The organism is Aquibium pacificum, assembly GCF_040839445.1.
GTDB classification, from domain to species: Bacteria; Pseudomonadota; Alphaproteobacteria; order Rhizobiales; family Rhizobiaceae; genus Aquibium; species Aquibium pacificus.
Map to the genome: position 1 here is coordinate 162,616 of NZ_JBDPGJ010000005.1, position 26,837 is coordinate 189,452.

Here is a 26,837-nt window from a genome sequence, read left to right on the forward strand (position 1 = left end):
GGCCGCAGGCATTGGTCGAAACCGGACATTTCGCGCTCGTTCTGGCGTTTGCGCTGTCACTGGTCCAGTTCGTCCTGCCGCTGGTCGGCTCGCGCACGGGCGACGCACGCCTGATGGCGACCGCCGGGCCGGTTGCGGCCACCGGATTTGCGATGACCGCCATCTCGTTCGCGGCGCTGACCGCCGCCTACGTGCTGTCGGATTTCTCGGTCCTCAACGTCTTCGAGAATTCGCACTCGCAGAAGCCGCTGCTTTACAAGTTCTCGGGCACCTGGGGAAACCACGAGGGCTCGATGCTGCTCTGGGTGCTGATCCTCACCTTCTTCGGCGCCCTGGTGGCGGCGTTCGGCCGCAATCTGCCCGCAACGCTGCGCGCCAACGTGCTCTCGATCCAGGGATTGATCGGCTCGGCCTTCTTCCTTTTCATCCTCGCCACCTCCAACCCCTTCGCCCGGCTCAACCCGGCGCCGATCGAAGGGCAGGACCTGAACCCGGTGCTCCAGGACGTCGGCCTCGCCATCCATCCGCCGCTCCTCTATCTCGGCTACGTCGGATTCTCCGTCTGCTTCTCCTTCGCGGTGGCCGCGCTGATCGAGGGGCGAATCGACGCCGCCTGGGCGCGCTGGGTGCGGCCGTGGACGCTGGCCGCCTGGGTGTTCCTCACCGGCGGTATCGCGATGGGCTCGTTCTGGGCCTATTACGAGCTCGGCTGGGGCGGTTTCTGGTTCTGGGACCCGGTGGAGAACGCCTCCTTCATGCCGTGGCTTGCCGGAACCGCACTGCTGCATTCCGCGATCGTCATGGAGAAGCGCTCGGCGCTGAAGATCTGGACGATCCTTCTGGCCATCCTCACCTTTTCTCTGTCGCTGCTCGGAACGTTCCTCGTCCGGTCCGGCGTGCTCACATCCGTACATGCCTTCGCGACCGATCCCGCCCGCGGCGTTTTCATCCTCGCCATCCTCACGCTCTTCATCGGCGGCGCGCTGGCGCTATTTGCCTGGCGGGCGCAATCGCTCGCGCCGGGCGGCATCTTCCATCCGATCTCGCGCGAGGGCGCGCTGGTGCTCAACAACCTGTTCCTGAGCACCGCGGTCGCCACCGTGCTCGTCGGCACGCTCTACCCGTTGGCGCTCGAAGCCGTGACGGGGGAGAAGATCTCCGTCGGCGCGCCCTTCTTTGACCTGACCTTCGGGCCGCTGATGGTGCCGTTGCTCATCGCCGTGCCCTTCGGCCCACTGCTCGCTTGGAAGCGCGCCGATCTCTGGGCCGCATCGCAGCGCCTGGCCCTTGCGGCGGGCGGGGCGCTCGTGGTCATTCTCTTCGTCGCGCTCTTCATCGACCGCGCCTCGGTCTTCGCCGCGCTCGGCATCGGGCTCGCAGTCTGGCTGATCCTCGGCGCGCTGACGGATCTCGCACTCAAATCCGGCATCGGCAGCGTCTCGACCTCCGTGGCGCTACGGCGCTTCGCAGGGCTGCCGCGCTCGGCCTATGGCACCTCGCTGGCGCATCTCGGGCTCGGGCTGACGACGCTCGGTATCGTCTCGGTCACGACGCTCCAGACGGAACACATCCTGACAATGAAGCCCGGCGATACCGTCGAGGTCGCCGGCTACCAGTTGCGGTTCGACGGCCTGCAGCCGTTCCAGGGCCAGAATTTCACCGAGGATCGCGGCTTGTTTCCGCTCCTCGACTCGGATGGCGACGTCCTGACGACCATCATGTCTGCGAAGCGGTTCTATCCGGCGCGCCAGATGCCGACCACGGAAGCCGGCATCTCCACCCGCGGCCTCAGCCAGATGTACGTCTCGCTCGGCGATCCCGTCGATGGCGGCGGCATCGTCGTGCGCATCTGGTGGAAGCCGTTCGTGACGCTGATCTGGCTGGGAGCGGTCGTCATGATGGGTGGCGGCATCCTGTCGCTCCTCGACCGGCGCCTGAGGGTCGGCGCGCCGGCACGGCGCGCGAGAAAGACCGGTGAAGCGACCGGAGCGGCGCACTGACCGCCATGGCGCTGCTGCGCACCCTCCTGATGGTCCTCGCCATCGCATTCTCAGCCACGGTCACGCGCGCCGTGCTTCCGGACGAAGTGCTGGAGGATCCGGTTCTGGAGTCTCGCGCCCGCGCTCTGTCGGCGGAACTGCGCTGCCTCGTGTGCCAGAACCAGTCGATCGACGATTCCAACGCCGAACTCGCGCGCGACCTGCGCATCCTCGTGCGCGAGCGGCTCGTGGCCGGCGACACGAACGAGGAAGTGATGGCCTTCATCGTCTCGCGCTACGGCGAGTTCGTGCTTTTGAAGCCAAAATTCAGCATCCAGAACCTGGCGCTCTGGGGAACGCCTCTGGTCGTGATTCTTGCGGGCGCAGGCTTCCTCCTCCTGCGCGGGCGCGGCGCTCGCACGCAGCCCGGCCGTCTTTCCGCCGATGAGGAGGAGAGGCTCGGTGAGATTCTGCGGGAGCGGGATCGCCCGAACTGATAGGCTACTCCGACAATTACCGAGGGGAGGCTGTCGCCCGTGGATCCGATCATCCGTCGCTTGGAATTTCCCGGACATTCCGGCGCGCAGCTTGCCGCACGCCTCGACATGCCGAATGGGCCCATCCGGGCCTATGCGCTGTTCGCGCACTGCTTCACCTGCTCCAAGGACCTTCTGGCCGTAAGGCGGATCGCGGCGGAGCTGGCGCGCGCCGGCATCGCCGTACTTCGCTTCGATTTCACCGGGCTCGGATCGAGCGAGGGTGAATTCGCCTCGACCGACTTTTCCTCGAACGTGGGCGACCTAGTCGCCGCCGCGGAATTCCTTAGCGATAATTTCGAAGCCCCCGCGCTGCTGATCGGCCATTCGCTCGGCGGTGCCGCGGTCCTGGCCGCGGCCCGGGATATTCCGGAAGCACGTGCGGTCGTCACGATCGGCGCTCCGGCCGATACGGGCCACGTGCTGAAGAATTTCGGTGCGAGCCTTCCCGAGATCGAGCGCGATGGAGAGGCCGCGGTGAAGCTCGGCGGGCGAAGCTTCCGGATCGGCCGCCAGTTCGTCGACGACGTGCGCGCCACCAGGCTCGCCGAGTGTATCGCTGCCATGCGCAAGCCGCTGCTCATCCTGCATTCGCCGATCGACCGGATCGTCGGCATCGAGAACGCGACCACGATCTTCACGGCGGCCAAACACCCGAAGAGCTTCGTGTCGCTGGACAAGGCCGACCATCTGCTCTCCGACCCTGACAATGCCGCGTTCGTCGCCTCGGTGATCACCGGCTGGTCGTCGCGCTATCTCAAGGGCGACAGGCCGCAGGGAGAGGAGGCGGTCGAGCACGTCCGGGTCATGGAGACAGGCGAGGGCAGGTTCCAGAACGCCGTGCAAGCAGGGCGCCACCGCCTCTTCGCGGACGAACCGCCGGGCGTGGGCGGACTGGACACCGGGCCGTCCCCCTACGATTTTCTCTCCATCGCGCTCGGCGCCTGCACCTCAATGACCCTGCGCATCTATGCGGATTTCAAGAAGCTGAAGCTCGGGCGCATCAGTGTCGACGTCTCGCACAGCAAGATCCACATGAAGGATTGCCTGGAGTGCACGGACGAGGAGCGGGGCTCCAACAAGCGCATCGATCAGTTCGAGCGGGTGATTTCCATCGAGGGTGACCTGCCGCCGGAGATCGCCGGCAAGATCGAGGAGATCGCCAACAAGTGTCCGGTCCACCGGACGCTCGAATCCTCCTCGCGCGTTCACACCGTGATACGCGGCGGCACCGATCTCCAGCAACGATAGGAAGGACGCTCGCCAATCCGCGGCAACATTACGAAAGTTTCATGTGCCGGAAATGGCACGGTAATGTGAGCTTCACTAGATCACTGTCCGAGGATGCCCTCACGAAGCATTCCAACCCGAAAGGACAGGACAATCATGAAGTCTCCAATCCAGACCAGTTCCCGCAAGCGGTTCGTGGCCGGTGCCGCTTCGGTAGCGATCGCTTCGGCGATCGGCTTCGGCGCCGTCACTTCCGGGACGGCACCCGTGATGGCCGAGGCCGTCCGTGTCGAATCGCAGCAGTCGACCGGCTTCGGCGACGTCGTCGAGAAGGTCTCGCCCGCCGTCGTCAGTGTCCGCGTGAAAGCCAAGATGCAGCCGGCCGCCGCCGGTCCCGATTCCTTCTTCGGCGGACAGGGCCTCGACAATCTTCCCGACGATCATCCGCTGAAGCGCTTCTTCCGCGATCTTCCGGGCTTCGAGGACGGCCAGCCGCAGATGCGCCCCGGCCGCCCGGGTGGCAACCAGCGGGCGCGTCCCGTTTCGCAGGGATCCGGCTTCTTCATCTCCGAGGACGGCTATCTCGTCACAAACAACCACGTGGTCGAGGGCGGTTCCGAACTCACCGTGGTCATGGATGACGGCACCGAGATCGACGCGAAGCTCGTTGGTACCGATCCCCGCACCGACCTTGCGCTGCTGAAGGTCGATGAGGAACGCAAGTTCGTCTATGTCGACTTCGCCGATGACTCCAAGGTGCGCGTGGGCGATTGGGTCGTGGCCGTCGGCAACCCGTTCGGCCTCGGCGGCACCGTGACCGCCGGCATCGTGTCGGCGCGCGGACGCGACATCGGCGCGGGCCCTTACGACGACTTCATCCAGATCGACGCGGCGGTGAACCGCGGCAATTCGGGTGGTCCCGCGTTCAACCTCAACGGCGAGGTGGTGGGCATCAACACTGCGATCTTCTCGCCGTCCGGCGGCAACGTCGGCATCGCCTTCGCAATCCCCGCATCGGTCGCCAAGGACGTCGTCGAGGAATTGAAGAAGGACGGTTCGGTCGAGCGCGCCTGGCTCGGGGTCCAGATTCAGCCGGTGACCGAAGACATCGCCGAATCGCTGGGCATCGATGGCACCGACGGCGCGCTGGTCAGCGAACCGCAGGAAGACAGCCCGGCAAGGAAGGCCGGCATCAAGGCGGGCGATATCATCGTCGAGGTTGACGGCAAGGCCGTGGATTCGCCGCGAGAACTGGCCCGTATGGTCGGCCGCATGAGCCCCGGCGTCACCGCCGAGGTGAAGGTGCTGCGTGACGGCAAGGAGCAAACCATCGAGGTCAAGCTCGGCGAAATGCCCGGCGTCGAGCAGCAGGCTTCGCTCGATGAGCCGACCGAGGAGGAAGGCTCGATCCTGGAGGATTTCGGACTGACCGTCGCGCCGGCCGAGGAAGGCGAGGGCGTGGTCGTAACCGACGTCCAGGCCAACAGCGATGCCGCCGACCGCGGCATCCAGACCGGCGACGTCATCGTTTCGGTCAATTCGCAGCCGGTGAAGAACGCATCGGGCGTCGAGAAGGCCGTCAATGAAGCGTCGAAGGCCGGTCGCAAGGCGGTGCTGTTCCAGCTGAAGCGCGACGAGACGAGCCGCTTCGTGGCCCTTCCGGTGGCGCGCAGCTGATCGGCTCGAGAGCCGGCGATCCACTCTCCTTCGCCGGCCTCGGGTGGAAGACCCGGAGACGACGTATCGCGTAAGTTTCCGGTCGCAGCGGCAGCGGGTTGCAAGGCCCGCTGCCGTTTTCGTAAGAGGAGTAGAGAACCAATGAATGCCGAGGCGGCCCTCGCCCCCGATTTCGGGTACAAGGCGGGCATGAAGATTCTTCTGATCGAGGACGACCGGGAAGCGGCAGAGTATCTCGAAAAGGCGCTTTCCGAAGCCGGTCACACCACTCATGTCGCCGGTGACGGCGAGACCGGTTTCGCGCTGGCCGACAGCGGCGACTACGACGTCCTGATCGTCGACCGAATGCTGCCGCGCCGCGACGGGCTGTCGGTGATCGCCGGCCTGCGGGCGCGCGGCTCCGAGACGCCGGTGCTGATCCTTTCCGCACTGGGCGAGGTGGACGACCGCGTGACGGGCCTGCGGGCCGGCGGGGACGACTACCTGACCAAGCCCTTCGCTTTCAGCGAACTGCTTGCCCGCATCGAGGTGCTGAAGCGCCGCGCCGGGGCCAAGGACGTCGAGACGGTTTACCGTGCGGGCGACCTCGAGCTAGACCGGCTGTCCCACACGGTGCGCCGCTCGGGTCGCGAGATCACGCTGCAGCCTCGCGAGTTCCGGCTGCTCGAATACCTCATGCGGCACGCAGGCCAGGTGGTGACGCGCACCATGCTGCTCGAAAACGTCTGGGACTATCACTTCGACCCGCAGACGAACGTCATCGACGTTCACGTCTCGCGGCTGCGCGGCAAGATCGAAAAGGGCTTCGACAAGCCGATACTCCACACGGTCCGCGGCGCGGGCTACATGCTGCGAGCCGGCTGACTTGCGCCTGCCGCCGATCATGAAGACGACGGCGGCGCGCCTGTCGGCGCTCTATCTGCTGCTGTTCGGCGCCTTCGCGATCGTCCTCGTCTTCTACATGGCATCGGTGTCGGTGCGCATCCTGGCCGGCCAGACGCAGGAGACGATCAACGAGGAGACCTCCAGCCTCGTGCGCGCATACGAGCGCGGCGGGCTGCTGTTCCTCGTACGCGTCGTCGAGCAGCGCGCGCGCCAGCCGGGCGCCAACCTCTACCTCGTCGCCGACGCCAACGGCCGCATCCTTTCCGGCAACGTCGAAAGTCTTCAGCTCGGCGTGCTCGATGCCGCAGGCTGGACGGAGCGGCCCTTCTTCTACCAGCGCTATGGCGAGGGGGACAGTGCCGCTCCCGGAGGCGGTGCTCCGACGACCGGGCCGCACGAGGCGATTGCGCTCGTCATGCGGCTTCCCAATGGCATGATCCTGCTGGTGGGCCGCGACCTCGGCGAGCCGGAGCGTTTTCGACAGGCGGTGCAGCGGGCGCTGATCCTCTCGCTCGGCTTCATGGGGCTTGGCGCCTTCCTCATCTGGTTCTTCGTCGGACGCACGGCGCTGCGCCGCATCGACAGCGTGTCGGAGGCGAGCGCACGCATCATGGGCGGCGACCTGTCGGGTCGGCTTCCGGTGACCGAGGCGGGCGACGAGTTCGACCGGTTGTCGGAAAACCTCAACACCATGCTGTCGCGGATCGCCGTGCTCAACGAGGGGCTGAAACAGGTCTCCGACAACATCGCGCACGATCTGAAGACGCCGCTGACTCGGCTGCGCAGCCGCGCCGAGGCCGCACTCGCAGGCGCGGCGGATATCGACGACTACCGCGATGCGCTCCAGGCGACGATTTCGGAGTCCGACCAGCTTATCCGCACTTTCAACGCGATCCTCATGATTTCGCGGTTCGAGGCCGGCTATTCAGCCGAATCGACCGAAAGCCTCGATCTCGCGGCGGTCGTGGCGGACGTGGTCGATCTCTACGAGCCGGTCGCGGAGGAAAGCGGCGTGGCGATGGAAGCGCACGCGGACGGGCAGTTGCTGGTCTCCGGCAATCGGGAACTCGCGGCGCAAGCCTTGTCAAATCTCGTGGACAACGCCATCAAGTATACCGCGGGGCAGGTCGAAAGCCCCCAAGTGACCGTTTCCGCGTCTCGATCGGGAGGAGAAGTGCGGGTTTCAATCGCCGACAACGGCCCCGGTATACCGGCCGAGGACCGCCAGCGCGCGACGGAACGCTTCGTGCGGCTGGAAAAGAGCCGCTCACGCCCCGGCTCGGGGCTCGGCTTGAGCCTCGCCAAGGCTATCATGACGTTCCATGGCGGCCGGATCGAACTCGAAGACGCCATGCCCGGCCTGAAGGTGACCATGGTCTTTCCCGCTTCGCGGAGCGCGGCGTGAGCGAGGCGCCGCGCGAAGGCTCCAATTGGTTCGGTGCCTCCGTTCGGGAACTGTCGCCGCTCGACGCGGAGCAGGCAAAGGAGGAACTGGCCGAGATCGCGGAATCGGCGAACGACGCCGGGGCGCCGCGCCTTGCCGATCTCGTGCGCGGCGATGGTCCCCTCGCGGGCTTCCTCGGCGCCGCCTGCACGCTGTCGACCTATCTGCGCGACGCCGTCCGGCGCGACCCGATGATGCTCGAACGTCTGTTCGACGCACGATGGGACGATCGGGTGGAGGCGATCATCGCCGATATCGGCGCCCACGGTCGCCAGGAAGAAATCACCGAAAAAGACCTGATGGCCGACCTGCGCAAGCGCAAGACCGAAGCGCACGCGCTGATCGCGCTCGCCGATCTGGCCGGGGTGTCCGACACGGTCCGCACGATCGGTCTGCTCAGCCGGCTTGCCGATGCCTGCGTTCGGGCGGCGATCCGGTTCCTGCTTCGCGACGCGCACGACCGGGGAAAGATCGCCCTGCCGGAGCCGGACGATCCGGAGAAGGGCTCGGGCTGGATCGTGCTCGGGATGGGCAAGCTCGGCGCCGGCGAACTCAACTTCTCCTCCGACATCGATCTCATCCTCTTCGTCGATCCCGAGGCCCCTGCAATCAGGGACCCGCTGGACGCGAGCGACCTCTTCTCGCGTCTCGCGCGGCGCCTCGTGCGTATTCTCTCCGACCGAACCGAGAACGGCTACGTGTTCCGTACCGATCTGAGGCTGCGGCCCGATCCGGGCTCGACCCCACTGGTGATCCCGGTCGAGGGCGCGTTGACCTACTACGAGGGCAGGGGACAGAACTGGGAGCGCGCGGCCATGATCAAGGCGCGCGCGATCGCCGGCGACCTCGACGCGGCCGAGGCGTTCATGAAGGAGATGCAGCCCTTCGTGTGGCGCAAGTACATGGATTATGCCGCGATCGCAGACGTCCACTCGATCAAGCGACAGATCCACGCCCACAAGGGACACGGCGAGATCGCGGTGCGCGGCCACAACGTCAAGCTTGGACGCGGCGGCATCCGCGAGATCGAGTTCTTCGTCCAGACGCAGCAGCTCATCGCCGGCGGCCGCTTTCCCGAACTGCGCGGACGCGAGACGATCGCCATGCTCGGCAAGCTCGCCGAACTCGGGTGGATCGGCGCCGACGCGCGCGACACGCTGGTGCGGCAATATCGCTTCCTGCGCGACGTCGAGCATGCCATCCAGATGGTCGCCGACGAACAGACCCACGAACTGCCGGAGGACGACGCGGGCCTGGAGCGTATCGCCCGCATGCGCGGCTTTGCTTCGGCAGACGCGTTCGCGGATGCGTTCCGGGGTTCGCTCCGGGACGTGGAAAGCCACTACGCGGCGCTCTTCGAGACCGCGCCGCAGCTCTCGGGCGGCATCGGAAACCTCGTCTTCACCGGCGACGTCGACGATCCCGACACCCTCCAGACGCTTTCCAATCTCGGATTCGAACGCCCGAGCGACATCTGCCGCGTTATCCGCACCTGGCATTTCGGCCGCTACCGCGCCACGCGCTCGGCCGAGGCGCGCGAGCGGCTGACGGAACTGACGCCAGCGCTCCTCGAGGCCTTCGGCGGCACGCGACGCGCCGACGAGGCGATCATCCGCTTCGACGAGTTCCTGGCGGGGCTTCCCGCCGGCATCCAACTCTTCTCGCTGCTCCAGTCGAATCCCGGCCTGCTGCGGCTCCTCGCGACCATCATGGGCGCCGCCCCCCGCCTCGCTGCGATCATCACGCGACGCCCGCACGTCTTCGACGGTCTCCTCGACCCGGCGCTCATGGCGGAACTTCCCAACAAGGCCTACCTCGCGGAGCGGCTCGAAACCTTCCTCGGCGCCGCCGGTCTCTACGAGGAGCGGCTCGACAGGCTGCGCATCTTCGCGCTCGAGCAGAAGTTCCTCATCGGCATCCGGCTCCTGACCGGCGCGATCGACGCGACCCGCGCCGGCAAGGCCTTCTCGGACCTCGCCGACCTGACCATCGGGGCCGCTTTCGACGCGGTGCGGCAGGAGTTTGCGCGCCGCCACGGCACCGTCGCGGGCGGGCGGGCGGTGATCCTCGGCATGGGAAAGCTCGGCAGCCGGGAACTGACCGCCGGTTCGGACGTCGACATGATCCTGCTCTACGACCATCCCGCCGATGCCGACGGGTCGGACGGAGCAAGACCGCTGGCACCTTCGCAATACTACGCGCGGCTGACGCAGCGTCTCATCGCGGCGGTATCCGCTCCGACGGCGGAGGGAGTTCTATACGAGATCGACCTGCGCCTGCGGCCTTCGGGCAACAAGGGACCGGTCGCGACGCATCTGGAGGCTTTCCGCAAGTACCAGCGGTCGGAGGCTTGGACCTGGGAACACATGGCTCTGACGCGGGCCCGCGTGGTGGCGGGCGACGCGGCGCTCGCGGGCGAAGTGGCTGGCGAGATCGCGAAGATCATCGCCGCTCCGCACGATGCGGCCAAGGTCCGGCACGATGCCTGCGAGATGCGCACGCTGATCGAGACCGACAAGCCGCCGCGCGACGTCTGGGATCTGAAGCTCATTCCCGGCGGGCTGATCGACCTGGAATTCATCGCCCAGACGGCGGCGCTGCTCGGTCAGGTCGACGGCGAAAACCGCGCCACCTCGACCGCGGAGGCGCTGTCGCACCTGACCGATCGCTTCTGCGACCGGCAGGCGAGGGACGAGCTTTCGTCGGCCTACCGCCTCTTCACCGGGCTCGCGCAGGTCTCGCGCCTGTGCCTCACCGGCGACATCGATCCGGACGACATGCCGCCGGGGCTGGCGGACTTGCTCCTGCGCAACACCGACCTGCCCGATCTCAAGGTGTTGGAGGCCCACATCGCGGAGACGGCGCGCCGCGTGCGCGGGCATTTCGACAGGCTCGTCTGCGGCCGGTAGGATCGCAACCCGCCGGACGGTTCAGGCGGCTATCTTCATCTGGCTGACAGGAATGCGCACCGAGACGATGGTGCCTTCGCCTTCCGCCGACTTGATCTTCAGCACCCCGCCATGCATTTCGGTGAGCGAACGGGATATGGCGAGGCCGAGGCCAGAGCCGGTGTGGTTCTTGGAGAACTGGTTCTGCACCTGCTCGAAAGGCCTGCCGAGCTTCTTCAGGGCCTCCTTCGGGATGCCGCAGCCATTGTCCTCGATCGACAGAACGAAGGCGCCGGAAACTTTCTTGGCCTTGACGAGGATCCTGCCGTTCTGGCCGGTGAACTTCACTGCGTTCGACAGGAGGTTGATGACGATCTGCTTGATCGCGCGCCGGTCGGCGTAGAGCGTCGCGTGTTCGGTAATCTTCGTGCCGATCGAGATCGATTTCGCGTCCGCCTGAACCGAGATCACCCGGATGGCCTCGGCCATCAGGCGGTCGAGGTCGATTTCCTCGCGCTGCAGGGAGAACTGGCCGGCCTCGATCTTCGACATGTCGAGGATGTCATTGATCACACCGAGCAGATAGTTGCCGCTCGAGTGGATATCGCGGGCGTATTCTTCGTAGCGGTCGGATCCCAGCTTGCCGAACAGTCCGGACTGCATGAGTTCGGAAAATCCGATGATGGCGTTGAGGGGCGTGCGCAGCTCGTGCGACATGTTGGCCAAGAACTCGGATTTCGCCCGGCTTGCGGCTTCCGCGCGTTCGGTCTCGCGCATGTATTTCCGGTTCAGTTCCGACAGTTCCAGCGCGCGCTCCTCCTCCGCCCGGCGGGCGAGGCTGAGATCGTGGATCGTCGCCATGAGGCGCCGTTCGCTGTCGACCAGCTTCTCCTGGTTCAGCTTGAGGAGGGTGATGTCGGCGCCGATGGACACGACGCCCCCGTCGCGGGTCTTCGACTGGTTGACCTGCAGCCAGCGTCCGTCGGCCAACTGCCGCTCAAACGTTGCCCCGTCGCGTCCGTTGGCGCCGGCGAGCTTGCGCTCGAAGGCGTAGCCCTTCATCCGGGTTTCCAGGTCGGCCCGTGCGGTGCCGGAGACTATGTCGGGATCGGCGAGCCCCATCTGCTCCTGGAATTTGGTGTTGCACATGACGAGCCGGTCGTCGGAATCCCACAGGACGAAGGATTCCGAGATGTTCTCGATCGCGGTCCGCAGCCGCATGTCCGCCATCTCCGACTGGCGGGCGAGCTTGTGCTGCTCGGTGACGTCGACGGCGATGCCGATCATGTGGATTTCGGAGGCCTCGGGATCGATGACCTGCGCCTTGGCGCGCATCCAGACCCAATGGCCCGCCGCGTGCCGCATGCGGAAGACCTGGTCGATCTGGTCGATCTCGCGCGCCACGATCTGGTTGGCGAGATCGAAGAGGTCGGCGTCGTCCGGATGAATAATCGACGAGACGACGCCGAAGGACAGCATGTCCTCGCAAACCTCGTAACCAAGCATGTCGTACATGGACCGCGACCAGTACATCTTGCCGCGTGCCATGTCCCAGTCCCACAATCCGCAGCGCCCGCGCACCAGCGCCAGGTCGATGCGCTGATGCGCCTGGTCGTAGATGCGGTCCGCGGTCTGCGCGCGCGAGGCCTGGCTGAAATAGGCATACAATACGATGATGAGAACGCCGGACGTGATGACGAACAGGGTCACGTTGAGCGAGACCATCCGCCGCCATTCCGCGAACACGGTCTCCTTCGGAATGAGCAGCGCGGCGGCGCCCCTGCCGGACCCGATGTGGCTGAGAGCGGCAAACCACTCGTGCCCGTTCACGCTGACCGTCATGACGCCGGCCCGTTCGCCGAACAGGAAGAGCGGCTGACCGCCGGCCACGATCCCGTCCAGCGGCTTGCCGGTCCAGTCGAGCGCACCCGGCGCCGACGCGACGATGCGGTAGTTTGCGTCCGTCACCACGAGGATGTGGCGCGGGCGCAGTGAACTCAACACGCCAGAGCGTTCCAGGTAGTCCTGGCTGGCGGCAGGATCGTCTCCCGGCGACTTTTCGCCCTCCCGCATGGCACTTGCGAGCTCGGCCGCGCCGAGGCCCAGCATGGTCCTGGCCGTGCGCTCTATGTCGTCGTGCCAGGCCATCATCGACATGCTGCGCGCCGCCGCGACCACCAGAAGGAAGATGACGATGAGGGTGGGGATCGAACGGCGCAGATAGGGTTCCGCCGCGATCAGCCGTTCGTAGGCCGGAGCAGCGAGAACGCGCGCATTGCCGGTCAGCCTCCGGCCCGACCGCCGCCTGGCCGGCCCGCGGGCGAGAGTCTGCGCATCGGGCGCGCCGCGCGCGTCCGCCTCTGCCATCCAGTGGCTCCGTTCCTGTTTGATGTCCCCGTATGATTCGGCACGCCGCACATCCGAATCATCGCTAAAGAATCAAAGCTGATTCGTGTTGTCCAGTGGGAAGACCTTCATCCGGCGAATATTCGTCGTTTTCGAAGGCAACTCAGGCCAGCGTGCGCTCGACGATGTCGCGCAGGTCGGGCGACAGGTTTTCCGCCGATGAGATCCTGAGGAGGGCCTCGCGCGCCAGGGCCCGTCGGCCCGGTTCCAGCGAACGCCATGACCGCAGCGCAGTGGCGAGCCGGGCAGCGACCTGCGGGTTGCGGCGCTCGACCGCGAGCACCATCTCGGTGAAGAACCTGTAGCCTTCGCCGTCGGGCCGGTGGAAACCCGTCTGGTTTGCGCTGGAGAAGGTGCCTATGAGGGAGCGGATGCGGTTGGGATTGGCGAGCGAGAAAGCGCGGTGCTCCGACAGGCTTCGGACGGTCTCCAGTGAATGCCGTCCCGGCGCCGCCGCCTGGATCTGGAACCACTTGTCCAGCACCAGAGGGTCGGAGCCGTAACGCTCCTCGAAGCGCGCGAGCGCAGCAGCGGTTTCCGGTGCCGCCGGATGCCGGACGGCCAGCGTGGTGAGCGCGGCCGACCGGTCGGTCATGTTGGTGGCCTGTTCGAACTGGGCGGCGGCCCTTCCAGGATTTCCCGAGCTTGCCGAGAGATAGTCCAGGAGGGCGTTGCGCAAGGCACGACGCCCGGCACTCTGTGCATCCGGACTGAACGGCCCCTCGGCGGCGAGTTTCTCGTAGAGTGTTGCGAATGACGCCCCATTGGCGCTTCCCACTGCGGCCACGAGCGCGTCTCGTGCCGCCAGGATCGCGTCCGGATCGATGTTGCTGCCGATCTCGCGGGCGACGTCGGCCTCCGCGGGGAAGGTAAGCGCGAGCGCCCGGTAGGCCTCTTCCAGCGAGACGTCGGCTGCGATGTCGCCGCAAAGAACCAGGAGATCATCGGGAAATTGCGGTTCCTTGCCGCCGCGAATCAGTTTCGAGGCCTCGATGATCGCCTCAGTCATCAGCGTGTTCAGCGCCTGCCAGCGCGAGAACAGGTCGCTATCGTGGCGTGCCAGAAAGGCCCTGTCCTCCGGCTTCTCTTCGACCGAAAGCGTGACCGGCGCCGAAAAGCCGCGGTTGAGCGACACGCGCGGACGCTCCGAGATCCCCGTAAAGCGTATGCTGTGCTTGCGCTTGCGGATGTGGAGAATGGAATTCTCGATCGAAGCACCCTCGGCCGTATCCCAGGTGAAATCCTCGCCCGAAGGACCGACGAGCCCGAAGGCCAGCGGGATGTGCATCAGTCGCTTGCGGCTTTCGCCGGGCGTTGGAGGGGAGGACTGCTCGACGTCCAGGACGAGCTCCGCGCGCTGTGCGTCATGCGAGGCCTTGACCGTGACGTTGGGCGTGCCGGCCTGATGGTACCAGAGCGCGAACTGCGAAAGGTCCTTTTGCGACACGTCCTCGAAGACCCGGAGGAAGTCCTCGATGGTGGCGGCGTCGCCGTCGTGGCGCTCGAAGTAGAGATCCATTCCCTCTCGGAACTTTTCCCGGCCGAGGACGGTGCGGATCATGCGCACGATCTCGGACCCCTTCTCGTAGACGGTCGCCGTGTAGAAGTTGTTGATCTCGCGGTAGCGGCGCGGGCGCACGGGGTGGGCGAGCGGCCCCTGGTCCTCGGGAAACTGGTGCGCTTTCAGCGTGCGGACCTCGGCGATTCGCTTGACGGCGCGCGAGCGCTGGTCGGCCGAGAACTCGTGGTCGCGATAGACGGTCAGCCCCTCCTTCAGACAGAGCTGGAACCAGTCGCGGCAAGTGATTCTGTTTCCTGTCCAATTGTGGAAATATTCATGTGCGATGATGGCTTCGATGTTGGCGAAATCGGCGTCGGTCGCGGTCTCCTCGTCGGCCAGCACGTACTTGTCGTTGAAGACGTTGAGGCCCTTGTTCTCCATCGCGCCCATGTTGAAGTCGGACACGGCGACGATGTTGAAAACGTCGAGATCGTATTCGCGCCCGAAAACCTCCTCGTCCCATTTCATCGATCGCTTCAGCGCGTCCATCGCGTAGGTCGCGCGCGGCTCCTTGCCATGCTCAACGTAGATGCCGAGCGCGACTTCGCGGCCGGACATGGTGGTGAAGCGGTCCTCCAGAACGCCGAGATCGCCCGCGACGAGCGCGAAGAGGTAGGAGGGCTTCGGAAACGGGTCTTCCCACACGGCGTAGTGCCGTCCGCCATCGAGTTCGCCGGCGTCCGACGGATTGCCGTTCGACAGGAGCAGCGGTGCGTCCTTGCGGTCGGCCTCGATCCGCACCGTGTAGACCGAAAGGACGTCGGGCCGGTCGAGGAAATAGGTGATGCGCCGGAAACCTTCGGCCTCGCATTGCGTGCAGTAGACGCCGTTCGAGCGGTAGAGCCCCATCAGCGCCGTGTTCGTCGACGGAGAAATCTCCGTCGTCACCTTGAGGCGGAAGCTTTTTCGCTTGGGCAGCGCGTGGACGGTCAGTTTCTCCGGCGTAAGATCGTAGGCGTTGGGGCCGACTTTCTCGCCATCGATCTCCAGTTCGACGAGCGTCAGCCCGTCGCCGTCGAGCACGAGAGGCGTGCCGTCGCTGGTTTCGGCGTTGCGCTCCACGGTGAGTTCCGAGACGACGGTCGTTCGGTCGGGATCGAGGCGGAAGGAGAGCTTCGTTTTCGGTATCAGGAAATTGGAAGGACGGTAGTCCTCCAGCTTGAACACCTGCCCCGTATCCGTCCGCATTCGCTGCCTTTCCTACGTCACGCCGATCATGGCGCTGGCACAACAATTCGCCAGCGTTGCCCTTTACACAAAACCGACACTCGACAAAACTAATGAAACCCTTATCTCCCTTTTCATTTCCAATCACTGATCGGGACGGAACATGACGGTTTTTACGCCGAAATTCGGAATGGGCGCTTCTGTTCTGCGGGTGGAGGATAGTGCCTTCATCACGGGCAGGGGACGCTATACGGACGATATATCGCCGGAGGCGGTGCTGCACGGCTACGTCCTGCGGTCACCGGTGGCCAATGCTTCCTTCAGGATAGCCTCGGTCGAGGCGGCCAGAGCCGCTCCGGGTGTCCATCTCGTCCTTACGGGCGAAGACACCGCCCATCTCGGCGACCTGAAGTCCGGCGCCATGCAGAAGCAGCCGGACGGATCGCGGGCGCCGACGCGCGACATCCCGATTCTGTGCCGCGACCGGGTGCGCTACGTGGGTGATGCAGTCGCCTTCGTAGTGGCGGACAGCCGCGCGCTGGCACAGGATGCCGCCGAGCTGATCGAGATCGACTACGACGACAAGGAGCCGGTCGCCGGAACGGCCGAGGCACTGTCGGAGGGGGCTCCGCTGGTCTGGTCGGAACTCGAGAGTAACCGCGCGTTCCTCTACCAGCTCGGCGAACCGGCGAAGGCCGAGGCAGCCTTTGCCAAGGCCTCGAAGGTCGCGAAGGTCCAGTTCCACAACAACCGTCTGGTCTGCAACTACATGGAGCCACGCGCCGCGATCGGCGAATGGCGCGCTAGCGAGGATCGCTTCCAGCTGACGACCGGCTCGCAGGGCGTGCATTCAATGCAGAGGATCATCTCGGGCGTGCTCGGAGTGGAACCGGCCAAGCTCCACGTCATCACGCCCGACGTCGGCGGCGGGTTTGGCCCGAAGACCTTCGTCTACCGCGAGTATCCTCTGGTGCTCGAAGCCGCCAAGCGGCTCGGCCATCCGGTGAAGTGGACCGGCGACCGTTCCGAGCACTTCATGACCGACGCCCAGGGCCGCGACAACGTCGTCGATGCCGAGATGGCCATGGATGACCAAGGCCGCTTCCTCGGGCTGCGGGTGAAGCTGATCGCCAATCTGGGCGCCTACATCTCCCAGTACGGCCCCTTCATCCCCTTCGTCGGCGCGACCATGTCGACCGGCGTCTACGACATCCAGGCGCTCGACGTCTCCATCACCGGCGTCTACACCAACACCTGCCCGGTGGATGCCTATCGCGGCGCCGGCCGCCCGGAAGCGGCCCTGCTGCTCGAAAAGCTGGTCGACGAATGCGCCCGCGTGATCGGCGTCGGACCGGACGAAATCCGCCGCCGCAACTTCATTCGGCCCGAGCAGTTCCCCTACACCACCCAGACGGGCCGCAAGTATGACGTCGGCGAGTTCGAGGGCCATCTGGACCTGGCGCTGGAGCGCTCCGGCTGGAAGGACTTCGACGCCCGCCTGAAGCAGTCTGCCGCCAACGGCAAGTTGCGTGGAATAGGCCTTGCGACCTACATCGAGGCGTGCGCCTTCGCGGGCTCGGAAGCGGCCAACCTGCGCCTTGAGGGCGATGGCACGGTGACGCTGTTCATCGGCACCCAGTCGAATGGCCAGGGCCATGCCACGGCCTATGCGCAGTTCGTCTCCGAAAAGCTCGACCTGCCGATCGAGAAGATCTCCGTGCGGCAGGGCGACACCGACGAACTCTCCAAGGGCGGCGGCACGGGCGGCTCGCGTTCGATCCCGCTCGGCGGCGTCTCGGCCTCGCGCGCCGGCGAGGATTTGGCCCAAAAGATCAGGAAGATCGCCGCCGACGAACTCGAGGCCGCGGCCGGCGACATAGAACTGGTCGACGGCACGGCGCGGATCGTCGGCACGGACCGTTCCGTCGATTTCGCCGCGATCGCGAGGGCGGCGAAGAACCCCGAGGACTTGAAGGGCTTCGGCGAGTTTGTGCAGGACGAGGCCACCTATCCGAACGGGACCCATGTCTGCGAGGTCGAGATCGATCCCGAGACGGGGCAAGTCGAGATACTGAGCTATACGATCGTCGACGATTTCGGCGCGACGGTGAACCCGATCCTGCTCGCCGGCCAGGTGCATGGCGGCATCGTGCAGGGCATCGGCCAGGCTATGACGGAAAACACCGTCTATTCCGAGGACGGCCAGCTGGTCACCGCGAGCTTCATGGACTATGCCATGCCGCGCGCCGAGGACGTGCCTTTCTTCGACTTCCAGACGCGCAACGTGCCCTCGACCACGAACGCCATGGGCATCAAGGGCGCCGGTGAGGCGGGAACGATCGGCGGCACGCCGGCTGCTCTCAACGCGATCACCGATGCGCTCTGGCGTGCCCACGGCATCCGCCACATCGAGATGCCGGCATCCCCCATGCGCGTTTGGGAGGCGATCCGGGAAGCCGCCGCCGCGTGACGGCCATGGAGGTGCCGGAACGGCGGCCGCTGACCGGCATCCTTCTCAAGGTCTGCTCGGTCGTGGCCTTCGTCGTGATGTCTTCCCTGATCAAGGCGTCCGGCGACGTGTTCGCCGGACAGATCGTCTTCTTCCGCTCTCTGTTCGCGATCATCCCGGTCGTGGCGGTGATGACGTGGCGAAAGGAACTCGCGACCGCCTTCTATACCAGGCGGCCGCTCAGCCACGTGGCGCGCGGGCTGGTCGGCGTCACGTCCATGGGGCTCGGCTTCTACGCCCTGACCAAGCTTCCGTTGCCCGAGTGGATCGCCATCAACTACGCCCAGCCGCTGATCGTCGTCGTCTTCAGCGCCCTTTTCCTCAGTGAGACCGTACGCATCTTCCGCTGGACCGCGGTGGCGGTCGGCTTCGTCGGCGTGATCGTGGTCTCGTGGCCGAAGCTGACGCTGATCACCTCCGGCTCGCCGATGGGTCAGGGCGAAGCCGTCGGCGTCATCGCGGTGCTGCTCGGCGCCGCGGTCTCGGCCGTTGCCCAGTTGCTCGTGCGCCGACTTCTGCTGACGGAAAAATCCGCCACAATCGTCTTCTGGTTCTCGATCACCTCTACCGCGGCGGGGCTGGCGACGCTTCCCTTCGGCTGGTCGCCGCTCTCGCCGACGCAAGCATGTTTTCTCATCGGAACCGGCCTCTGCGGCGGGATCGGTCAGATCCTGATGACCGAGAGCTACCGGCACGCCGACATGTCGACCATCGCGCCGTTCGAATACACCTCGATGCTGCTCGGCATCGTTATCGGCTACTTCGTGTTCAGCGAGGTTCCGACACTCTACACCATCGTCGGCGGCACCATCGTCGTCGGTGCGGGGCTGTTCATCATCTGGCGCGAACAGAAGCTCGGCCTCGCCACCGCGGCGGCCCGCAAGGTGACTTCGACGCAGGGCTGAACGGCATCGCTCGAAATCGGGGACTGTTTCAAAGACAATAACTTACGCCGAACAAGAGAATCTGGAGGGGAAGGGGCTTCGAAGCCGCTTCAGCCTCCGTTCGCCGCGAGATCGGCAGCCATTTGGCGCAGCCTCTCGCCCGTTTCCCGGTCGGCCGCGAAGAAGGTCTCGATCGCGAGTTCCGACAGCGTCACGTCGAGCGGGGTGCCGAAGACGGTGATGGTCGAGATGAACGACAGGATCGTGTCTCCCGCCCTGATGCGCAGCGGGATCGCGATGGCCGCCGGGTCGTAGGGCGCCGGCGGACCCGATCGCTTCGGCGCCGGATATGACCGGAGTTCCGCCTCCAGATCGCGCAGTCGCGGCTCGGCGACGTCCTCGTTGAGACGCCGCAGGCGCTCCAGCAGATGGTCGCGCCATTCGGCGAGGTTCTCGATGTGCGGCGCGAGCCCGCCGGGATGCAGGCTGAGGCGCAGGACGTTGACGGGCTCGGAAAGCAGCGAGGCATCCCGCACCATCGCGAGAAATGGCTGCATCATCGCGTTCGCCCGCACGAGGTTCCAGGCGCGGTCGACCGCGATCGCCGGGTTCGGCTCGTGTCCCTTCAGCACGAGTTCCACCGCGGCGAGCGCCGGTCCGAGCGAGGGATCGTCGAGCCGTCGTTCGGGAAAGCCGGGCGCGAAACCGGCCGCGAGCAGCAGCCTGTTGCGCTCGCGCAGCGGCACGTCGAGCCGCTCGGCCAGGTGCAGCACCATCTCGCGCGAGGGCCTGGCGCGGCCGCTTTCGACGAAACTCAGATGCCGTTGCGAGACCTCGGCTTCCAGCGCCAGATCGAGCTGGCTCATGCGCCGCCGCGTGCGCCATTCGCGCAGCAGCGCGCCGGCGGAGGACGGTCGGGCGGGGGAGGGGGCGAACTTGGTTTCCATGGCGCGACGATAGCCGATGCCGCTGCCGCTTCCCATTACCTCGGGCGTAATCGCTTCGCCGCGTTTCGAGCGCCATGGTTCGGTTACCGGGCGGACGCAGCCAAGCGGCGAGCCGTCTGGGAAAGATCAAAGGAGAAAGCCGATGTCCATTCCCATGACCCTTTACCTGCGCAACGCCCTGCGCCTCGACGCGGTCGTCAGCGCGGCCGCCGGCCTGCTGATGACCTTCGGCGCCGGGCTGCTTGGCCCGTTTCTCGCGCTTCCGCAACCGCTCCTGTTCTGGGCCGGCGTTATCATCTTCGCGTGGGTGGCGCTTCTCGTCACCGTCGCCCGCCGCGAAGCGGTCTCGCGGCATGTCCTCATCGACGTCGTGGCGGGCAATGTGCTGTGGGCGGCCGCGAGCGTCGGGATCCTGGTCGGCGGCCTGGTCACGCCGAACACGTTCGGCATGGTTTTCGTGCTCGCGCAGGCCCTGGCGGTGGGCGTCTTTGCGGCCCTCCAGGCGACGGCTCTGCGCGCTGCCGGAACCGCCCCCGCTTGAGCGCCGTCAGCCTGGCGGAAGGCCCCGGCGCCCGATCGCACCGGGGTGTCTAGTTCGCGAGCCAGGGATTGACGTCGAAGACGATCGTCGGCGCGCCCGAATAGACTCCGCTGAAATCCTCGCCGTGCTTGCGGCCGTGGTGGCGGCGATCGTCGTCGCGGCGATAGTGGCGGTGGTGTTCGTTCCAGCGCCGCGCGTGGCCCGCCTCCGACCGGAAATCCCGTTCAATGCGCACCCGGTCGTCGTGACGACGCTTCTGATGGCGGTATCCATGCTTGTGGTCCCAGTCTCGATCCCACCGGTGGTCGTCGCGGCGATACGAGTGCCCGCCCTCGAAACCCTTGGGGGCCTTCTTCCTGTAGCTGCGCCGGTCCATGTCCCGGTTGTCCCGGCGGTAGGTCTGGCCGCCCTCGGCGCGCGGCGTCTGTGCGGCCTCGCCGCTGCGGTAGTTGCTTCCAGCCGAGGCCGGCGCGGCCGAGACCACCAGAAGGGTCGCGACCGCGGCGAGATACGCGCGGATGGAGGAAAGCCTGATACGCATCGTGACACTCCGGTTTACGCGGACCCTCTGCGATCCGCCGTCAGCATAGCACGGCCGAGCCGTCTTGCCCAACGGGCCGCAGTAGGACAGGTTCCCCAGGCGCCGATCTGCGGGAGATCGCGCCGGACCGCCGTCCGGTTTCCGCGACCGATCAGTTTGCGATGGCTTCCTCCAGCTTGTCCTGCGTCCTGGTCTCGAAGTCGCTGGCGTCGTGCCGCTCGTGCAACTGCTCGGACGGATTGCCGACGGCGCGGTTGACCATGCGGCCGCGCTTCACGGGTTCGCGCATGCCGATCTGCTTCTGCCAGCGGTCGACATTCGTGTAGGTCTTCACGTCCAGGAATGTCCCGGAGTTCTCGTAGCTCTTCCCGGCCACCATGTTGCCGTACCAGGGCCAGATCGCCATGTCGGCGATCGTGTAATCCTTACCGGCCATGTACTCGTTGTCCGCCAGGTGCCGGTCGAGCACGTCGAGCTGACGCTTGACCTCCATCGAGAAGCGGTCGATCGCATATTCGATCTTGATCGGCGCATAGGCGAAGAAGTGGCCGAAGCCGCCGCCCAGATAAGGCGCGCTGCCCATCTGCCAGAACAGCCAGTTCAGGCACTCGGTACGCGCCGCATGGCCGCTCGGCAGGAAGGCGCCGAACTTCTCGGCCAGATAGAGTAGGATCGAGCCGGACTCGAAGACCCGGATGGGCTTCGGCCCGCTGCGGTCCATCAGCGCCGGGATCTTGGAGTTCGGGTTCACGGCGACGAAGCCGCTGCCGAACTGATCGCCGTCGCCGATCTTGATGAGCCATGCGTCGTACTCCGCGCCGGCATGGCCGAGCGCGAGGAGCTCCTCCAGCATGATCGTCACCTTGACGCCGTTCGGCGTGGCGAGCGAGTAGAGCTGCAGCGGATGCTTGCCGACCGGAAGTTCCTTCTCGTGCGTGGGGCCCGCGATCGGGCGGTTGATGCTGGCGAAGCGGCCGCCATTCTCCTTGTTCCAGGTCCACACCTTCGGTGGCGTATAGGTTGCGGTGTCGGTCATCGCGTGTTTCCGTTCCTTGGTTCGGGTGGAGGATTTGGTGTCGGTTGGGGCGTGCCGGGGGAGCTACGGCGAAGAACCGTAAAGCCGCAGCTTCGCCTTTATGTCCAGGAAGTCGCGCCACGCCAGCCGCTTGTGGGCGGGATTGCGCAAGAGGTAGGCCGGGTGGAGGGTCGGCATCGCGGGGATCTCCGTCCCGGAAGCAGTTCTGTGGACCCGCCAGTTCCCGCGCAGGCGCAGCACGCCCTCGCTGGCGCCGAGCAGCACTTTGGCGGACGGTCCGCCCAGCGTCACCAGCACCTTCGGATTGGCAAGCTCCACCTGCCGCTCGATGAAGGGCCGGCACAGTTCGGTCTCGAGCGGCGTCGGTGTCCGGTTTCCCGGCGGGCGCCAGGGGATGACGTTCGCGATGTAGGCGCCCGATCGGTCGAGACCGATCGCGGCCAGCATGCGGTCGAGCAGCTTGCCCGAACGGCCGACGAAGGGCAGGCCTTCGATATCCTCTTCGCGGCCGGGCGCCTCGCCGACGAACATGATGTCGGCTTGCGGGTTGCCGTCGGCGAAAACGAGGCTCTTGGCCGTGAACTTGAGATTGCAGCCGTCGAACCCGGCCAGGATCTCGCGCAGCTCCTCCATCGACGCCGCCGAGCGGGCGAGTTCGCGCGCGCGTGCCGCCTGCGCCTCGTCGGGAATGGCGGCGGGAGGCGCTGGCGGCCGGGGCGCGGCAGGCATGGCCGGAGCTTGTCCCAGGCGCCGCCGCGTTTCCGGCGCCATGTCTGGCCTTTCGGCCGGAGCTGGATCGGGCGCCGGCCGCGCCAGGCGCGCCTCGCTTTCGGCGAAACGATCGACGGGCGCGTCTTCCAACGCTTCGTCGGCGCCGCTGTCGGCATAGAACAACAGAAGTTCCCGCAGGTCGGGCTGGTGGATTCCCATGACACGCCTTCTAGCACGCCGCGGCGTCGTGTCGAATCGCGCGCGGTTCACGAAGACGGGATGCGCGGGTCCTGCACGAGATAGAAGGTCCGCTTCGGGGTGAAGTCGGAAATGAGGAACGCGAAGCTCGCCTCGGCGCCTGGATCGACGAAGCCGTGGGTGAAGAGCAGCCGGTCGTAGGGTTCGAAGCCACGCTGGAATTCAGCGAACCCGGACGAGCGGATGTTGTCGCTTTCCCGTCTGCGCTGGTCGAAGGAGAGGCCGTCGCCGTAGACACTGGGAATGCCGCGCCTCTCCTGAAGTTCGAACTCGAACTCGGTCCAGGCGAGCTGGCTGGCATTGTGCGCCACCACCACCAGGTTCAGGAAGCCCGTGGCGACGGCGGGATCGTTGGCATAGGGCCGGATCGGGCCGAGTATGCGGATGACGAGGGTGACCGGGCTCGCAGACTGGAACTCCTGCGTGATGATCGCGGGATCGTCTTTGGTTCCGGAGCCCTTGACCGACAGGATGCGGAAGCCTCCGAGTTCGTCGGAGAACGTGTAGGCGCCGGCGCGCCAGACGCCGTCCTCGGTCGCGGACGCCGGAGACGCGGCGAGAAGCGCGACGAAGAGGGCAATGAGCGCACTCAGGCTCTTCACCATGCACTTCTCCCTTTCCGGCGAACTTAGCGCCAAACCGGCCGGTCATGAAGAAGCTCCAGGCGGAGGGCGTATGCGTGGTGGGAAAAACATTCACCCGAATGGTTGACAATGAGATGTGTTTGGAATATTCAACCAATCAGGTGAATGAATGAACGACGATGACCTGTCCCGAATTCTGAAGGCCGCTGGCGACACCACGCGGCGGAAGATCCTGACGCTGCTCGTCCAGGAAGGGGCACTGCGGGTGACCGCGCTTGCCGCTCATTTCGAGATGTCGCTGAACTCCGTTTCGAAGCACATCAAGGTGCTGGAGGAGGCGGGTCTCGTCACCCGCCGGACCATGGGCCGCGAGCACTTCATCGCGGCCGAGCTCGAGCCTCTCCGGATCACGGAGGAGTGGTTCGGCCAGTTGAAGTCGATCTGGGAACTGCGCCTCGCGGCGCTCGATCGAGCGCTCACCATGAAGGATGGAAGCAATGACGACGATGACGGATCTGGAACTGACCATCAGCCGCACGATAAAGGCTCCGCGTGAGAAGGTGTTCGACGCCTGGCTTTCGCCCGCGATGCTCTCGCGGTTCATGCGGCCCCCTTCGACGACTGGCGCCGCCAGGGTGGAAAACAACCCGGTGAAAGGCGGCCGCTTCTCGATCGTGATGGTGACGCCGGAGAAGGAAATCCCCCACGCGGGAACCTATCTCGCAATCGATCCGCACTCCCACCTGTCGTTCACCTGGGAATCACCGCATTCGCTCGACGACAGCGTGGTCACCGTGGATTTCGCCGAAGCCGGGTCAGGCGCGACCGAAATCACGCTGCGGCAGGTGAAGTTCAGGAGCGAACAGTCGCGCGACGGCCACGTCGAGGGATGGACCACGATCCTGGATGCTCTCGACCAAGCGATCGCCTGACCGGGACGAAAGGCCGTGCCGGGGCCGGGGGCGATGATGTCTCGCCGGCGCCCTCGGTCGTCCCCCGATCAGGGAGTGCACGAGGCCTGTGCCGGCGGTCCTCCGGATGTTCCGGCTCCGCCTTGACTGCACGGGCGCCTTGGGCGGGGTCGCCGGATGCGCCGGCCGGATCGCCCTTTTCCTCCGCGGCATGCACGGCGGCGCAACTATCTTCCGGCTGTCCAGTTTGACGTTTACGTCAACGTGCGTAAATTCCCGCCGGGCGCAATTTCATCCGGGTTTTTTGACGCACACGGCGCCTGTGGTATCGCAATGGCGGCCGCATGCGCTATCACCAAAGGGGATGCACGCCATCCGGCCACGGCCGGAAAGCTGGAGGACGAGAATGAGCGAAGTTGAACGCGAAAGCATGGAGTTCGACGTGGTGATCGTTGGGGCGGGACCCGCCGGTCTCGCCGCGGCGATCCGCCTGAAGCAGGTGAACCCCGAGCTTTCGGTCGTCGTGCTGGAAAAGGGCGCCGAAGTCGGCGCCCACATCCTCTCCGGCGCGGTGGTCGATCCGGTCGGGATCGGCAAGCTCATTCCCGACTGGCAGAGCGAGAGCGATCATCCGTTCAGGACGCCGGTCACCGACGACCAGTTCCTGGTGCTCGGCCCGGCCGGGTCCGTCCGCCTCCCGAACTTCCTGATGCCGCCGCTGATGAGCAACCATGGCAACTACGCCGTCTCGCTCGGAAACGTCTGCCGCTGGCTCGCCGGCCATGCCGAAGCGCGGGGCGTCGAGATCTATCCGGGCTTTGCCGCGACCGAGGTGCTCTATGACGAAGCCGGCGCGGTGAAGGGCGTGGCGACCGGCGACATGGGCGTCGAGCGCGACGGCTCGCGCGGCCCGAACTATGCGCCGGGCATGGAACTCCACGGCAAGTACACGCTGATCGGCGAGGGCGTACGCGGGTCGCTCGCCAAGCAGCTGATCGCGAAGTTCAACCTTTCCGACGGCCGCGAGCCGCAGAAATTCGGCATTGGTCTCAAGGAGTTGTGGCAGGTCTCCCCCGAGAAGCACAAGCCGGGGCTGGTGCAGCATTCCTTCGGATGGCCCCTCGACAACGCGACCGGCGGCGGCTCCTTCCTGTACCACATGGAGGACAACCAGGTGGCCGTCGGCTTCGTCGTGCACCTGAACTACAAGAACCCCTATGTCTCGCCCTTCGAGGAGTTCCAGCGTTTCAAGACGCATCCGGCGATCCGCGAGACGTTCGAGGGCGGCAAGCGCCTCTCCTACGGCGCGCGCGCCATCACCGAGGGCGGCTGGCAGTCCGTGCCGAAGCTCACGTTCCCGGGCGGCGCGCTGATCGGCTGCTCCGCCGGCTTCGTCAACGTTCCGCGCATTAAGGGTTCGCACAACGCGGTGCTTTCGGGAATGATGGCGGCCGAGCACGTCGCCGAGGCGATTGCGGCGGGCCGTTCGGGCGACGAGATTTCCGGATACGAGGCGGGCTGGCGCGATTCGGCGATCGGCAAGGACCTGAAGCGGGTACGCAACGTCAAGCCGCTCTGGTCGCGCCTGGGGCTTTATGCCGGCGTCGCGCTCGGCGGCTTCGACATGTGGGTGAACACGCTCCTCGGCTTCTCCTTCTTCGGGACGATGAAGCACGGCAAGCCGGACTACGCCGCGCTCGAACCGGCCGAAAAGCACAGGCGCATCGATTATCCGAAACCCGACGGCGTGCTCACCTTCGACCGGCTCTCCTCCGTGTTCCTGTCGAACACCAACCACGAGGAGGACCAGCCGATCCACCTGAAGGTGAAGGACCCGGAGCTGCAGAAGAACTCCGAATACGGCGTCTTCTCGGGACCTTCGACGCGCTACTGCCCGGCGGGCGTCTACGAATGGGTCGACGCGGACGGCAACGCGCTGGCCGGCGGTCCGGGATCGCCTGAAAAGGGCGGCGAGGTCTCGCACAAGAATCCCGAAGCCCGCTTCGTCATCAACGCGCAGAACTGCGTGCACTGCAAGACCTGCGACATCAAGGACCCGAACCAGAACATCAACTGGGTGCCGCCGCAGGGCGGCGAGGGGCCGGTGTACCCGAACATGTAGGGAAGCAACGGCGGCGCCAT

General features: G+C 65.9%; 20 protein-coding genes. 13 read left to right on the forward strand and 7 right to left on the reverse strand.

Going from position 1 to position 26,837, the window contains the following annotated elements:
- The first annotated feature begins 11 nt into the window (after positions 1-11).
- The 7 genes from ABGN05_RS21230 (at position 12) to ABGN05_RS21260 (ending at position 10,660) form a co-directional block, all read left to right on the forward strand.
- Positions 12-2,000, forward strand: coding sequence for a heme lyase CcmF/NrfE family subunit (locus ABGN05_RS21230; RefSeq protein WP_367956051.1), 1,989 nt, complete (start codon positions 12-14; stop codon positions 1,998-2,000).
- Positions 2,001-2,005: 5 nt separating this feature from the next.
- Positions 2,006-2,476 carry a cytochrome c-type biogenesis protein gene (locus ABGN05_RS21235; RefSeq protein WP_367956052.1) on the forward strand — a complete coding sequence of 157 codons (471 nt, stop codon included), beginning with the start codon at positions 2,006-2,008 and terminating at the stop codon, positions 2,474-2,476.
- A 39-nt stretch (positions 2,477-2,515) separates the two neighbouring features.
- A complete protein-coding gene (locus ABGN05_RS21240) occupies positions 2,516-3,766 on the forward strand; it encodes a bifunctional alpha/beta hydrolase/OsmC family protein (RefSeq protein ID WP_367956053.1) in 1,251 nt (416 codons plus the stop codon).
- A 135-nt stretch (positions 3,767-3,901) separates the two neighbouring features.
- Positions 3,902-5,422: a DegQ family serine endoprotease gene (locus ABGN05_RS21245; protein WP_367956054.1), complete on the forward strand. Its 1,521-nt coding sequence runs from the start codon at positions 3,902-3,904 to the stop codon at positions 5,420-5,422.
- Between the two features lie 189 nt (positions 5,423-5,611).
- Positions 5,612-6,286 carry a response regulator transcription factor gene (locus ABGN05_RS21250; RefSeq protein WP_367956455.1) on the forward strand — a complete coding sequence of 225 codons (675 nt, stop codon included), beginning with the start codon at positions 5,612-5,614 and terminating at the stop codon, positions 6,284-6,286.
- Positions 6,287-6,305: 19 nt separating this feature from the next.
- Positions 6,306-7,712, forward strand: a complete 1,407-nt coding sequence (locus ABGN05_RS21255; protein WP_367956456.1) for a sensor histidine kinase — start codon at positions 6,306-6,308, stop codon at positions 7,710-7,712.
- A complete protein-coding gene (locus ABGN05_RS21260; RefSeq protein ID WP_367956055.1) occupies positions 7,709-10,660 on the forward strand; it encodes a bifunctional [glutamine synthetase] adenylyltransferase/[glutamine synthetase]-adenylyl-L-tyrosine phosphorylase in 2,952 nt (983 codons plus the stop codon). Before ABGN05_RS21255 ends, ABGN05_RS21260 begins: the two co-directional genes overlap by 4 nt.
- 21 nt (positions 10,661-10,681) lie before the next feature.
- Here ABGN05_RS21260 and ABGN05_RS21265 read toward each other — a convergent pair whose 3' ends face one another.
- Entirely contained in the window at positions 10,682-13,006 is a 2,325-nt protein-coding gene (locus ABGN05_RS21265) for a PAS domain-containing sensor histidine kinase (RefSeq protein ID WP_367956056.1), read from the reverse strand.
- A 142-nt stretch (positions 13,007-13,148) separates the two neighbouring features.
- On the reverse strand, positions 13,149-15,794 hold the full coding sequence (pepN, locus tag ABGN05_RS21270) for an aminopeptidase N (protein ID WP_367956057.1): 2,646 nt from the start codon (positions 15,792-15,794) through the stop codon (positions 13,149-13,151).
- A gap of 142 nt (positions 15,795-15,936) precedes the next feature.
- On the opposite strand from pepN, the gene ABGN05_RS21275 reads away from it, so the two are divergent.
- Together ABGN05_RS21275 and ABGN05_RS21280 are read left to right on the forward strand one after the other, a co-directional pair.
- Entirely contained in the window at positions 15,937-18,243 is a 2,307-nt protein-coding gene (locus ABGN05_RS21275) for a xanthine dehydrogenase family protein molybdopterin-binding subunit (protein ID WP_367956058.1), read from the forward strand.
- Positions 18,244-18,248: 5 nt separating this feature from the next.
- Positions 18,249-19,187 carry a DMT family transporter gene (locus tag ABGN05_RS21280; protein WP_367956457.1) on the forward strand — a complete coding sequence of 313 codons (939 nt, stop codon included), beginning with the start codon at positions 18,249-18,251 and terminating at the stop codon, positions 19,185-19,187.
- Between the two features lie 89 nt (positions 19,188-19,276).
- On the opposite strand, the gene ABGN05_RS21285 is transcribed toward ABGN05_RS21280, so the two are convergent.
- Positions 19,277-20,113 carry a helix-turn-helix domain-containing protein gene (locus tag ABGN05_RS21285; RefSeq protein WP_367956458.1) on the reverse strand — a complete coding sequence of 279 codons (837 nt, stop codon included), beginning with the start codon at positions 20,111-20,113 and terminating at the stop codon, positions 19,277-19,279.
- A gap of 142 nt (positions 20,114-20,255) precedes the next feature.
- Between ABGN05_RS21285 and ABGN05_RS21290 the strand changes: the two genes are divergently transcribed.
- Positions 20,256-20,654: a hypothetical protein gene (locus ABGN05_RS21290; protein ID WP_367956059.1), complete on the forward strand. Its 399-nt coding sequence runs from the start codon at positions 20,256-20,258 to the stop codon at positions 20,652-20,654.
- 49 nt (positions 20,655-20,703) lie between these two features.
- Here the strand turns inward: ABGN05_RS21290 and ABGN05_RS21295 are convergent, their stop codons facing one another.
- The 4 genes from ABGN05_RS21295 to ABGN05_RS21310 form a co-directional block, all read right to left on the reverse strand.
- A complete protein-coding gene (locus ABGN05_RS21295; protein WP_367956060.1) occupies positions 20,704-21,195 on the reverse strand; it encodes a hypothetical protein in 492 nt (163 codons plus the stop codon).
- Between the two features lie 151 nt (positions 21,196-21,346).
- Entirely contained in the window at positions 21,347-22,231 is an 885-nt protein-coding gene (yghU, locus tag ABGN05_RS21300) for a glutathione-dependent disulfide-bond oxidoreductase (protein WP_367956061.1), read from the reverse strand.
- Between the two features lie 63 nt (positions 22,232-22,294).
- Positions 22,295-23,161, reverse strand: coding sequence for a uracil-DNA glycosylase (locus ABGN05_RS21305; RefSeq protein ID WP_367956062.1), 867 nt, complete (start codon positions 23,159-23,161; stop codon positions 22,295-22,297).
- 47 nt (positions 23,162-23,208) lie between these two features.
- Positions 23,209-23,805: a hypothetical protein gene (locus tag ABGN05_RS21310; protein WP_367956063.1), complete on the reverse strand. Its 597-nt coding sequence runs from the start codon at positions 23,803-23,805 to the stop codon at positions 23,209-23,211.
- Positions 23,806-23,953: 148 nt separating this feature from the next.
- Between ABGN05_RS21310 and ABGN05_RS21315 the strand changes: the two genes are divergently transcribed.
- The 3 genes from ABGN05_RS21315 (at position 23,954) to ABGN05_RS21325 (ending at position 26,817) form a co-directional block, all read left to right on the forward strand.
- Positions 23,954-24,340 (forward strand): ArsR/SmtB family transcription factor, encoded by a 387-nt coding sequence (locus ABGN05_RS21315; protein WP_367956064.1) that lies wholly within the window; start codon positions 23,954-23,956, stop codon positions 24,338-24,340.
- Positions 24,282-24,716 carry an SRPBCC family protein gene (locus ABGN05_RS21320; protein ID WP_367956065.1) on the forward strand — a complete coding sequence of 145 codons (435 nt, stop codon included), beginning with the start codon at positions 24,282-24,284 and terminating at the stop codon, positions 24,714-24,716. The genes ABGN05_RS21315 and ABGN05_RS21320 overlap by 59 nt, the downstream gene beginning before the upstream one ends.
- A gap of 385 nt (positions 24,717-25,101) precedes the next feature.
- Positions 25,102-26,817, forward strand: coding sequence for an electron transfer flavoprotein-ubiquinone oxidoreductase (locus ABGN05_RS21325; RefSeq protein WP_367956066.1), 1,716 nt, complete (start codon positions 25,102-25,104; stop codon positions 26,815-26,817).
- Positions 26,818-26,837: the final 20 nt, after the last annotated feature.